The sequence below is a fragment of the Meiothermus luteus genome, from assembly GCF_003574085.1.
In the GTDB taxonomy this organism is placed as follows: Bacteria; Deinococcota; Deinococci; order Deinococcales; family Thermaceae; genus Meiothermus; species Meiothermus luteus.
In genome coordinates this window covers 1-10752 of the sequence record NZ_QWKZ01000091.1, presented here as the reverse complement: position 1 = coordinate 10752, position 10752 = coordinate 1, and the positions used below count along the sequence as shown (strand labels likewise).

Sequence of the window (10752 nt, the reverse complement as noted above, 5' to 3'; positions counted from 1 at the left end):
GGCCGGCATTCTGGCCCTGGTGGGGGCTGGGGTCTACCCGGACGTGGCCCAGGCCCTGCTGGCCACCGCCCCTGCGGAGCTTCCCTCACCACCGGCCCAGCCGGGAATGGAGGCCTACCAGACGGGGTACGCGCGGGCGGTGGAGAAGCTGCTCGAGCTCTACCAAAGCTGAGCCACTACTGCTTCAGCACCCTCTTCGCCTCCTGCCACAAGGGGCTGTCCTCCCCTAGCCTTCCCTCCTGATGGGCCTGCAGGAGGTCTTCCAGCACCTGCCGAACCGGGTCCTTGCGTTGCTGCAGCACCTCCAGCAGCCCGGTGGCCAAAATGGCGGTGGGCAGGGCAAAGAGGCCGATTCCCAAAAAGGCCACCAGCCCCGAGAGGAGCTTGCCCGCCGGGGTTATGGGAACCACATCGCCGTAGCCGATGGTCGCCATGGTCACCATACCCCACCAAAGGGCTTGGGGGATGGAACCGAGCTTTTCCGGTTGGTAGGGGCCTTCCAGCACGAACATCAGGGTGGAAAGCAGCACCAGCACCACGAAGGCCAGCGTGACGGTGGTGAGGAGCAAGTCCCGCTTCTGCCGCAGCACATCGTCAAGCAGCCCCAAGGCCTCCGCATACTGACCCAGCTTCAGCAGGCGCAGCACCCGAAGCACCCGCACCGCCACAAGCTGCTCCGAGCCGGGGAAGAAGAAAAACCAGCCCGGCAGCACCGTGAGCAGGTCCACCAGGCCCATGGGGCTTTTGAGGTAGCGCCAGGTGGCCTGAAGGCGGTCCCTTTCCCCGGTTATCTCTGGCGCCAAGTAGAGCCGCAGCAAGAGCTCCAGGGTAAAGACGCTCAGAGCAAAGACCTCCACCCCCATCAGCAAACCCCCGTAGGCCAGGTAGACGCTGGGTTCGGTCTCTAGGATGATGGCCAGCACCGAGAGGAGGGTAAGGAGGGTGAGGAAGCGCACCCCCCAGGCCGCCGCCTGGGTAGCGGTACCCCCGCCGTCCAGAATGTCTACCAGAATGGGCCGAAGGGCCCCGTAGCGCCGCTTTAGGGCAAGGGCCAGGAAGAACAGAAGGGCTGTGCAGGCCGCCCCTATCAGGCCGGACTGCGGGGCGTAGTAGCGGAGGAAGTCTACGGTATCGGTGGTGGTCATACCTCAATGATGTGCGGGGCAAAACGGGAGGCGTTCTGGGTGATGGGGCCTTGATCTTCCCGAAGGCCCATCCCGGCCGGCGCACCCCCCACCACCCAGGCCCCCAGAACCGGGTGGTAACCATCAAAGACCGGGGGTGGGCAGTAGGCCTGGTAGACAAAACCCTCCTCTCCGTAAGGGCCAGGCGTCGCCAGGCGGACCGCCCCTCCCTCCCAAACCGAGACGTTGGCCCCCTCACGGGAAAAGAGGGGCTTTTGCACCATCGGCCCGGCCAGCCGCTCGGGCTTGAAGTAGGCCGGAAGGAGATTGGGGTGCCCGGGAAAGAGCTCCCACAGGATGGCCAAGAGACCCTTGTTGGAAAGGAGCAGCTTCCAGGCCGGCTCAATGGGACGGAAGGTTTCCTCCAGCAGGTGGACCCCAAACTCTTCCTGAAGCCACCACTCCCAAGGGTAGAGCTTAAAAATGGTCTGGATGGGCCTTAGCTCCTCGTCTAAAAAGCGCAGGCCATCCCAACCGATGGCCTCAATGGGAAGGAGGTGAACATGATGGCCGGCTTGGGCGGCGGTGTCGGCCAGGTACTCGGCGGTGCGCTGATCCTCTAGGGAGCCCCCCGCATAGGTGAAGTGGAGTGTCCTAGGGGAAAGTGTCCCCCAGCGCTCAATGAGCGCCTCGTGCAAGCGGTTCCACTGGTCGGCCTTGGGAAAGACCTCCTCCTTCCAAAACCACTGCACCACCGCCGCCTCCAGCAGGGTGGTGGGGGTATCGGCGTTGTACTCGAGAAGCCGGGGGGGCTGTTTAGGGACGTAGAGCAGGTCAAAGCGGCCGTACAAGGAGAAATCCTCGCGCCGCCAGCTCGCCTCAATGAGGCCCCACCAATGCGGGGGAATCCCCAGCTGGGCGTAGCGCTCCTTGGCCACGACATACCCCGCGGCCTCCAGGGCCATGCGGTGCAGCTCGGCGGTGGCCGCCTCGAGGCGCTCTATCTCCCCCATATCAAAGGCGTAGCAGGCCGTCTCGTCCCAGTAGGGTTGGGGAGGGCTCACCTGCAGGTGGGTATGGAAGTCAAACCCCAAGGCCTCTACCTTCTCCTTCCAACCAGGGCGAGGGGCTACCCGAAGCCGACGCACCCTAGCCACCTACCCCCAGACCCCGGGCGGTGCTGCCAAAGCCGCCGGTGCGCACCCCAGTGCTCCTCACGGGAACCATGCCGGGGTTGCGGTAGATACCCGCGCCGGCTGGAACAAGCTGATACTGCCCCTTCTGCTTGTTGTAGGCGTAGACCTTACCCCCCGCGTAGTAGTAGCTGGCCCCGTACCGCTTCTTGCCATCCAGGTCCAGCTCCAGGCCCTCCTCTTCCCAGCAGAATTCCTCACCCCACTCCTCCACACAGGCCTGCTGGCTGGCATAGGCCACCCCCTGGGGCTCCTGGTAGTCGCTGCAGGCCCCCAGGCCAAGGGTACTGGCGGCCAGCAGGTAGATGTACCGGCTGCGCTTCATAGGCCAAGGGCACCTCCCAAACCTAAGGTCCATTCTAGGTGGGGCCCCCAGGAGCCCTTGTGCCAAATGCACAGCCCAAAGCCTAGCCCCACCGCCGGATGAACGCCCCTATCCGCTGGGCGCTCTGGCAGAGCACCTCCTCAGGATGCACCAGGGCAAACCGCACGTGCCCCACGCCACCCGGCCCAAAGGCCCGGCCCGGTGCGAGGGCCACCCCAGTAGAGGCCACCAGCTCCTTGGTGAAGCTTAGGTCGTCCAGCGGGCACCCCGGGGGAAGCCTGGCCCAAAGGTACATCCCTGCCCTGGGCAGCGAGACCTCCCATCCCTGCTGGGCCAGGGCCTCCACCATCGCCTCTCGGCGGCGGGCCCAGGTCTGGGCATCGGCCCGAAGGCGTTCTTCGGGAATCTGCAGGGCGGCCATGCCCATCCGCTGGACCCCTAGGTAAGGGTTAAAGTCTATAGGCGCCTTGAGGGCCTCCAGGCTTGCGATGGCCTCGGCATTTCCCAGGGCAAAGCCCAGGCGAAACCCGGCCAGGTGGTAGCTCTTGGAAAAGCTAAAAAGCTCCACCACCCGCTCCCGCCCGCCGGGCAGGGCCAAGGGGGAGGGGGTGGGCTCTAAGGCCTGGTCGAGGTAGGGGTTGTCGTGAATGAGGAGCAGGTCGTAACGCCGGCAGAAAGCCAGCGCCTCGGCGAAGAACTCCCCCGAGGCCAAGGCTGCGGTGGGGTTGTTGGGGTAGTTGAGCAGCAGGGCCCGGGCCCGCCGGGCCACCCCCTCCGGCACCGCCCAAAGGTCAGGCAATAGGTCCTTCCCCAAAGGCATCAAGTGGGTCTCCAACCCGGCCACCTGGGCCGCCCCAAAATACGAGGGGTAGGCCACCTCACACATCAAGAGCCCATCGCCCGGGTCCGCAACGGCCAAGAGCAGGTGCGCCAGCCCTTCCTGCGATCCAATGAGAACCAGGGCCTCGCGCTTTGGGTCCAGCTCGAGCCCGTAGCGCCGGGCGTACCAGGCCACGGCCGCCTCCAGCAGGGGAAGCGTCCCCGACTTGAGGCAGTAGCCGTAGGTAGAGGGGTCGTCCACCGCCTCCTTGAGGGCTTTCAGCGCCTCTGGGGGCGGGGGGAGGTCAGAGGCCCCGATGGAAAGGTCAACCACCTCCATCCCCTGGGCACGGGCCTGGGCCTTGGCCGCATCCATCTCCAGGAAGACCCCGCTGCCTCTGGGGGTTCTGCGAGAGCGAAACATGCCTCTTTCCTAGCTCCCAATCCGCACGTGCAGGTCACCGATTCCTTCAACGGCCACCTCCACGTGGTCCCCCGGCTTGAGTTCGCCCACCCCCTCGGGGGTGCCGGTGAGCACCACGTCGCCCGGCTCGAGGGTCATAAAGCTGCTGATGTAGGAAAGCACTCGAGCTACCGGAAAAATCATCAGGCTGGTGTGGGCCTCCTGGCGCAGCTCGCCGTTGACGTAGGTGCGCAGGGTGGTGTTCTGGGGGTCAAGGGCGGTGACCAACCAGGGGCCCAGCGGACAGAACTTGTCCGCAGACTTGGCCCGCACCCATTGCAGGTCGGTCTTCTGCACATCCCGCGCGGTTACATCAAGCGCACAGGTGTAGCCCAACACGTAGTCCAAGGCCTCCTCCTCGGGTACACCCCGCATGCGCCGCCCAACGACCACCGCCAGCTCACCCTCGTAGTGCAAAAGCCGGGTAAAGCTGGGGTAAGGCACCACATCGCCCGACTGGTAGGGCCGGGCCGGGTTGGCCGGGTGGGCCAGCGCGTTGGGGCCTTTTAGAAAAAGCCCCGGCTCTTTGGGCAGGTCGCCACCGAAGTCGTGGCCCATTTCGCGAATGTGGTCCAGGTAGTTGCGCCCTACACAAACAATTTTGCTGGGGGTGGCAGGGGCCAGAAGGGTCACCCCCCCTAGGTCAAACCGACGGCCCGTGGGGTTGCCCGCCGGGCCGTCGGTCTCCTGTATGCTCTCCCCCTCTAAAATCCCCCACCGACCTGCGTCAAAGCGAACCAGCCTCATAGTGGCTAGAGTATAACCCCTTTTGGAAACCTCCCCTGCACTGGGTCTCAAAAACGAAGAATCCCTTCCAAACCCGTCTGAAGCCCGCTAGACTTGCGCTTCTCACCCTGCGGTAGGGTATAATCCCCACGACCCACAAGGAGGTCTAAATGAAGCGACGCGAATTTCTGAAAAAGGCGGGTATCGGCGTGGCGGCCAGCACGGCCTTCGGCCCGGTCTTTGCTCAGACCCAGCCTCAGGTGCGCTGGCGTCTCGCTTCCAGCTTTCCCAAGAGCCTCGATACCATCTACGGGGCGGCGGAGGTGCTGGCCGAAAGGGTCTCTGCCCTCACCGGGGGCCGCTTCCAGATCAGGGCCTACCAGGCGGGGGAGATCGTGCCCGGCCTTCAGGTGATGGACGCGGTACAGCAGGGCACGGTGGAGGTGGGGCACACCGCCAGCTACTATTTCGTGGGCAAGGCCCAAATCTTGGCCTTTGACACCGCGGTACCCTTCGGGCTCACCGCCCGGCAGCAGAACGCCTGGATGTACCACGGGGGTGGGATTGAGCTCTTCCGCCCCATCTTCGCCGATTTCGGCATCATCCAGTTCCCAGGCGGCAACACCGGGGTGCAGATGGGGGGCTGGTTCCGCAAGGAAATCAACACCGCGGCGGACCTCCGGGGCCTCAAGATGCGCATCCCCGGCCCCGGGGGCCAGGTGATGAGCCGCCTGGGGGTGGTGCCCCAGGTCATCGCTGGCGGGGACATCTACCCGGCCCTGGAGCGGGGCGTGGTGGACGCCGCCGAGTGGGTGGGCCCCTACGACGACGAAAAGCTAGGCTTCCAGAGGGTGGCCCGCTTCTACTACTACCCTGGCTGGCACGAGCCCGGGCCCATGCTCTCCTTCTACGTGAGCCTCCGGGAGTGGCAGCGCTTACCCAAGGAGTACCAGCAGGCCTTTGAGACGGCGGCGGCAGAGGCCAACCTGTGGATGATGGCCAAGTACGACCGGGTGAACGCCCCCGCCCTGCAGCGCCTCATCCGGGCTGGGGTGCGCCTCCGCAAGTGGCCTGCCGAGGTCATGCGGGCGGCGCAAAGGGCAGCCTTTGAATGGTACGAGGAGGAGGCGGCCAAGGACGCCACCTACCGCAAGGTCTACACCGCCTGGAAAGCCTTCCGCGAGGAGCAGTACCGCTGGTTTGGGGTGGCGGAACTCGGCTACGAGCAGTTTGCCTTCCCCGCTTCCTAATCCCGGCAAGAAGGTGCCCCCGGGGCTTCCCCCGGGGGCTTTTTTTAGAGCCCCGCGCCCCGGACAAAGGCCAGGATGGGCTCGCGGAGGAGGTAGGTGAGGAGAAGGACCAGGAGCTGGAGGGCAATAAAGGGAATGCCCCCCAGGTAGATGTCCGCCGTCTTCACCTCCTTGGGGGCCACGTTCCTGAGGTAGAAGAGGGCGAAGCCAAAGGGCGGGGTGAGGAAGGAGGTCTGGAGGTTCACCCCTACCAAAAGGCCGAACCACAGCTTGTCAATCCCCAGGGCGTCGGCGCCGATGGCCAGGAGGGGCAGGACAATGAAGGCGATCTCAAAGAAGTCAATGAAAAAGCCCAGGAGGAAGACGAGGACCATGACGAAGAGGATGAAGCCCCCCTCGCCTCCGGGCAGGCCGGTGAGAAAGCCCTCTACCCAGAGGTCCCCGTCCACGCCGCGGAAGACCAGGCTGAAGAGGGTGGAGCCGATGAGGATGAAAATGACGAAGGCGGTGAGCCGGGCGGTGCCCTCCATGGCCCTGTAGAGCACGGGGAAGGAAAGCCTGCGGTTGAGGGCAGCCAGGAAAAGGGCCCCCAACACCCCCATGGCCCCGGCCTCGGTGGGGGTGGCCAGACCAATGAGCACCGTGCCCAGGACCAGGAAGATGAGGACCAAGGGTGGGACCATGGAAAGGAGGGCCCGGCGGAGGAGGGGGTTTTTGCGGATCCAAGGGAGGAGAAGGAGGGTCCAGAGGGCGAGGCCCAGGAGGACCTCCAAGCCTTCCAACCATACCGGGAAGTGGAAGAACTCCCCAACCCGCCAGGCCCCCACCCCCACCAGGAGGTAGGAGAGGAGGGCGAAGACCGCCTGGCCCTCCTTGCCGGCCTCGGGGCGGGCCTCCGGTGGCAGGGCCGGGGCCCACCCGGGGCGGAATAACCCCACGTAGACCACATAGAGGAAGTAAAGGCCCACGGTGAGCGCCGCTGGGATCAGGGCCGCCCGGTACATGTCCCCCACGCTCACCCCGAGCTGGTCCGACAAAACGATGAGGACCACGCTTGGGGGGATGATCTGAGCCAAGGTAGCCGAGCCCAGGATCACCCCGCTGGCGAAGCGGGGGTTGTAGCCGTACTTGAGCATCACCGGCAAGGAGATGAGGCCCATGGCCATCACGCTCGCCGCCACCACCCCGGTGGTGGCGGCCAGGATAGCCCCCACGAAGACCACGCTCAGAGCAAGCCCGCCCCTAAAGGGCCCGAAGAGCTTGCCCATGGTGTCCAAGAGGTCCTCCGCCAGGCCGCTTTTTTCCAGGATGATGCCCATTAGGGTAAAGAAGGGAATGGCCAGGAGGAGCTGGTTGGACATGATACCGAAGATGCGGTCGGGCATGGCCCGGAGCAGAGGTGCGGGGAAAAGGTCCAGGGCGATACCCAAAAACCCGAAGACGATGCCCACCGCCCCCAAGGAGAAAGCCACGGGGTAGCCGGAAAGCAAAAAGACGATGAGGGCCAGGAACATGAGGGGGGGCATGAGGCTTTCCAGGCTCATTTTAGCCCCTCCTGTTCCTCCTCGTCCCAGGGGCTCGGGCGGTGCCCGGTGAGGAAGGCGATGCGTTTGATGAGTTCGGAAACGCCCTGGAGGAGCAAAAGGGCGAAGCCTAGGAGCACCGCCAGTTTGATGGGCCAGCGGGGTAGGCCCCCCACGTCGGGGGACATCTCCCGGATGGCCAGGGCGTTCATGGCCCAGGGCCAGGCCAGGTAGAGCACCCCGAGGGCCATGGGCAGGAGGAAGAACAGGGTGCCCACCACGTCAATCCAGGCTTGGGCCCTGCGGCTGAAGCGGCCAAAGAGGAGGTCTATGCGCACGTGCGCGTTGTGCCGTAGGGTATAGGCCCCGCCTAGAAGGAAGATGAGGCTGAACATGTACCACTGGGCCTCGAGGTAGGCGTTGGAGCTATAGCTAAAGCTGTAGCGCAGGATGGCGTTGCCCGCGGAGAGGAGAGCCACCAGCAAGACCAACCAGACCACGAGTCGGCCCATCCCTTCTGTTAGGGCGTCTATGGATCGAGACAAACCTAGAAGAAAGCGCATTTTGACCCCACAAGAAAATCGGCCCCATCCTACCCGGGAAGGGGGTGGGTGTCAATGCGCCCAGTAAGGCGTTTTTCCTACGCCTGGTGGAACCGGTTCGGAAAAGTGGCCAGGCTCCTTGAAACGCCCATCCTCAGGCCTTAGGCGACTGCAGCGCCCCCAGGCCAGCCCAAGCTCGCAGCGAGTGAAACATCACCCAGAGCCAGAACACCCCGAGAAGCCATAGCAGCACCCAGGCCAGGCTGCCCAGGAAGGCTGATTCTAGTGCCCTGGACAGGGCTAGCGTGGCGAGGGTAAAGGCCCCCAGCGGGAACACAAACCCCCACCAACCCGGGGCAAAGTGGAACTGCGCGCGGCGGCAGGCCACCAAAAGCGTATCCAAGAGCAGGGCCAGGCTGTAGAAGAGCCACCACAACCCCAGGCCCCAGATAGCGAGCCCAATCACCGGCCAAGCCGAAACCCAACCCTCCGGCACCAAGCCCACCCGCGCCCCGCCCTCGAGCCAGCGCCAGGGTGCCAGCACCAGAAGGCCCACCGGGGCCAGCCCGATGAAGACCGAGGGCAAAAGGTGCGGCTCGAGCCGCCCGTGGGCGTACATGCGCTGTAAAAAACTCGCCAGCACGAAAAGGAAAAGAAAGAACCCCACACCCAGAAAAAGCCCGCTTGCCACCCAGACCTCCCGCTGCCAGACCTGAGGGAAGGTCTCGAGCCAGACCCCGGCGGTGATCGGCACCAGCAGCGCCGAGACCGGCGGAATGAACCAGGCCCCGCTGGCCGCCTCGAGGGGGAGCCTGAGCCGGGTGCTCACCACGAACACCACCAGCAGGCCCACCAAAAAGATGAGCACCATGCCCACCCAGAAGAGCCCCTGGCCCAGGGGCACCGACCACGGCCCCAAGGGCAGCGCCCGGGTGGCTAGGCTCATCACCAAGAGGGCGATGGGGAGCGTGGGCAGCATCTGCGAGAGCAGGGGGTGCTGCAGGTCGGAAAGCGCCGCCTGGGGGTGACGCAGGAGCTTGGCCAGATAGAGCCCCAAGAGGGCCAGCAGGGCCAAAAGGGCCAGCCAGTAGACCGGGAGGGCCAGCCCCACCAGGCCAAACTGGGCCAAAGCCTGGGCCAATACCCCGGTGCCCATCACCGAGGCGAACCAGGCCGGGTTCAGGTAGCGCACGCTGGGACGGGCCGGGAGAGCGGGTTCCATAATCTCCTAGTGCGCGGCGGCGTGCTCCTGCTCGGCCAGGTAGCGCTCGGCCATCATGGCCGCGCGGGTGCCGGCCCCCACGCTGGTGGAGAGCTGGCGGTAGATGGGGTCGGCCACGTCTCCGGCGGCAAAAAGACCCGGCACTGAGGTGAAGATTTCGTCCCGCACCGCCACGTAGCCGTCGGGGCGCAGCTCCACCAGACCTCCCAGGAAGCCGGTATTGGGCTCATGCCCAATGAAGACGAAGACCCCGTCGGTGGGGTAGTCGTAGACCTCGTTGGTCTTGAGGTTCCGAAGGCGCACCCCCCTCACGGTCTCCTCGCCCAGAATCTCCTCCACCACCGTATCCCAGATAAAGTGCATCTTGGGGTTGGCGAAGGCCCGGGCCTGCGCGGTCTTGTTGGCCCGGAGGGTGTCGCGGCGGTGCACTAGGGTCACTTTGCTCGCGAACTTGGTGAGGAAGAGCCCCTCCTCCACCGCGGCGTCGCCCCCGCCTACCACCACCACTTCCCTGCCCCGGTAGAAGAAGCCGTCGCAGGTCGCACAGGTGCTCACCCCCCGGCCATAGAACTTCTCCTCGCCGGGCACGCCCAGCTTTTTGGGGTTGGCCCCGGTGGCCAGGATGACCACCCGGGCCCGGTAGTCCTGCTCGTAGCCCCGCACCACGAAGCCCTCGGGGGTCTTCTCAATACCCTGGGCCTCGTCCATCACGATCTGGGCCCCAAAGCGTTTGGCCTGCTGCACCATGCGCTCGGAGAGCTCGGCCCCGCTGATGGGCTCGGGGAAGCCGGGGTAGTTCTCCACTTCCTCGGTCTGGGCGATCTGCCCTCCGGGCAGGCCTTTTTCCAGGATGAGGGTCTTGAGGCTGGCCCGGCCTGTGTAAATGCCGGCGGTGAGGCCGGCAGGACCACCCCCGATGATCACCACGTCGTAGGTCTGGCTCATGGCAAGGTCTCCTCTACCAGCATACGCCGGTCACGTCCTACTCCAGTATAGCATACCCCCTAGGGATATATGGCGGGACAAATTTCCCCCGTGGGCGGGCGGCTATACTGCTTTTCAAGTATGCCGGCTCGAGCCCCCCTCCGGCATCCCCTCCTGGCCTGGGCCTTGGCGGGGCTGGTGCTTTTGGTCTCGAGCCAATACGCCCTGCGCGATCCGAAAAGCCAAGCGCTGCCGGTTGGCTTCCTGCCCGGGGATATCTGCACCTTCCACCCCGGGTCCGCCCAGCCCCAGCCGGCCCCTTCCCCCAGCCACACCCACACGCCCCACTGCCCCCTTTGCATCCTCGGAGGGTTCAGCGACGGAATTCTGCCGCTGGTGGCGGTTCCGGCACCCACCCCCCGACCCCTGGGCACAAGGGGCCTGCAAGAACCTCAAAAACCGCGCCTGAGCGCGGTTTTTCCACTGCTGAACCGAGGACCGCCCCAGGCCTGAAAGAAAGGCCTCCGACCTTCGTATCCTGCGAAGGTCGCGGGCAGATTGAATCTGCGGCCACCTGAGCGCTCAGGTCTAACCCTTCCCTTCGCTGAACACGCAGCGCCCTTATGCTGGTGCTTCACCCC

11 protein-coding genes are annotated in these 10752 nt (G+C 65.2%); 2 read left to right on the top strand and 9 right to left on the bottom strand.

Features of this window, described 5'->3' with window-relative positions:
• Nucleotides 1-176 precede the first annotated feature (176 nt).
• From Mlute_RS11960 to Mlute_RS11940, 5 genes are all read right to left on the bottom strand, one after another.
• On the bottom strand, nucleotides 177-1145 hold the full coding sequence (locus Mlute_RS11960) for a potassium channel family protein (protein WP_119360861.1): 969 nt from the start codon (nucleotides 1143-1145) through the stop codon (nucleotides 177-179).
• Nucleotides 1142-2281 (bottom strand): glutathionylspermidine synthase family protein, encoded by a 1140-nt coding sequence (locus Mlute_RS11955; protein ID WP_220452080.1) that lies wholly within the window; start codon nucleotides 2279-2281, stop codon nucleotides 1142-1144. The genes Mlute_RS11960 and Mlute_RS11955 overlap by 4 nt, the downstream gene beginning before the upstream one ends.
• A complete protein-coding gene (locus tag Mlute_RS11950; protein ID WP_119360859.1) occupies nucleotides 2274-2642 on the bottom strand; it encodes a hypothetical protein in 369 nt (122 codons plus the stop codon). The genes Mlute_RS11955 and Mlute_RS11950 overlap by 8 nt, the downstream gene beginning before the upstream one ends.
• Before the next feature lie 82 nt (nucleotides 2643-2724).
• A complete protein-coding gene (locus tag Mlute_RS11945) occupies nucleotides 2725-3885 on the bottom strand; it encodes an aminotransferase class I/II-fold pyridoxal phosphate-dependent enzyme (protein WP_119360858.1) in 1161 nt (386 codons plus the stop codon).
• A 9-nt stretch (nucleotides 3886-3894) separates the two neighbouring features.
• Entirely contained in the window at nucleotides 3895-4671 is a 777-nt protein-coding gene (locus Mlute_RS11940; RefSeq protein ID WP_119360857.1) for a fumarylacetoacetate hydrolase family protein, read from the bottom strand.
• Between the two features lie 149 nt (nucleotides 4672-4820).
• Here Mlute_RS11940 and Mlute_RS11935 point away from each other — a divergent pair, with 149 nt between their 5' ends.
• The gene (locus tag Mlute_RS11935; protein WP_119360856.1) at nucleotides 4821-5900 is read left to right on the top strand and encodes a TRAP transporter substrate-binding protein; all 1080 of its coding nucleotides are present in this window, start codon (nucleotides 4821-4823) and stop codon (nucleotides 5898-5900) included.
• Nucleotides 5901-5944: 44 nt separating this feature from the next.
• Here Mlute_RS11935 and Mlute_RS11930 read toward each other — a convergent pair whose 3' ends face one another.
• The 4 genes from Mlute_RS11930 to trxB form a co-directional block, all read right to left on the bottom strand.
• A complete protein-coding gene (locus tag Mlute_RS11930) occupies nucleotides 5945-7444 on the bottom strand; it encodes a TRAP transporter large permease (RefSeq protein ID WP_119360855.1) in 1500 nt (499 codons plus the stop codon).
• Nucleotides 7441-7986 (bottom strand): TRAP transporter small permease subunit, encoded by a 546-nt coding sequence (locus Mlute_RS11925; protein ID WP_119360854.1) that lies wholly within the window; start codon nucleotides 7984-7986, stop codon nucleotides 7441-7443. Before Mlute_RS11925 ends, Mlute_RS11930 begins: the two co-directional genes overlap by 4 nt.
• 133 nt (nucleotides 7987-8119) lie before the next feature.
• On the bottom strand, nucleotides 8120-9187 hold the full coding sequence (locus Mlute_RS11920; RefSeq protein WP_119360853.1) for an SLAC1 family transporter: 1068 nt from the start codon (nucleotides 9185-9187) through the stop codon (nucleotides 8120-8122).
• Nucleotides 9188-9193: 6 nt separating this feature from the next.
• On the bottom strand, nucleotides 9194-10132 hold the full coding sequence (gene trxB, locus Mlute_RS11915) for a thioredoxin-disulfide reductase (RefSeq protein ID WP_119360852.1): 939 nt from the start codon (nucleotides 10130-10132) through the stop codon (nucleotides 9194-9196).
• A gap of 120 nt (nucleotides 10133-10252) precedes the next feature.
• Between trxB and Mlute_RS16175 the strand changes: the two genes are divergently transcribed.
• Nucleotides 10253-10624, top strand: a complete 372-nt coding sequence (locus Mlute_RS16175) for a hypothetical protein (protein ID WP_245958956.1) — start codon at nucleotides 10253-10255, stop codon at nucleotides 10622-10624.
• Nucleotides 10625-10752: the final 128 nt, after the last annotated feature.

Coding starts and splice junctions, on each gene's coding strand:
- Mlute_RS16175 (WP_245958956.1), top strand. CDS start 10,253: ATGCCGGCTCGAGCCCCCCTCCGGCATCCCCTCCTGGCCTGGGCCTTG.
- trxB (WP_119360852.1), bottom strand. CDS start 10,132: ATGAGCCAGACCTACGACGTGGTGATCATCGGGGGTGGTCCTGCCGGC.
- Mlute_RS11950 (WP_119360859.1), bottom strand. CDS start 2,642: ATGAAGCGCAGCCGGTACATCTACCTGCTGGCCGCCAGTACCCTTGGC.
- Mlute_RS11925 (WP_119360854.1), bottom strand. CDS start 7,986: ATGCGCTTTCTTCTAGGTTTGTCTCGATCCATAGACGCCCTAACAGAA.
- Mlute_RS11920 (WP_119360853.1), bottom strand. CDS start 9,187: ATGGAACCCGCTCTCCCGGCCCGTCCCAGCGTGCGCTACCTGAACCCG.
- Mlute_RS11960 (WP_119360861.1), bottom strand. CDS start 1,145: ATGACCACCACCGATACCGTAGACTTCCTCCGCTACTACGCCCCGCAG.
- Mlute_RS11930 (WP_119360855.1), bottom strand. CDS start 7,444: ATGAGCCTGGAAAGCCTCATGCCCCCCCTCATGTTCCTGGCCCTCATC.
- Mlute_RS11940 (WP_119360857.1), bottom strand. CDS start 4,671: ATGAGGCTGGTTCGCTTTGACGCAGGTCGGTGGGGGATTTTAGAGGGG.
- Mlute_RS11935 (WP_119360856.1), top strand. CDS start 4,821: ATGAAGCGACGCGAATTTCTGAAAAAGGCGGGTATCGGCGTGGCGGCC.
- Mlute_RS11945 (WP_119360858.1), bottom strand. CDS start 3,885: ATGTTTCGCTCTCGCAGAACCCCCAGAGGCAGCGGGGTCTTCCTGGAG.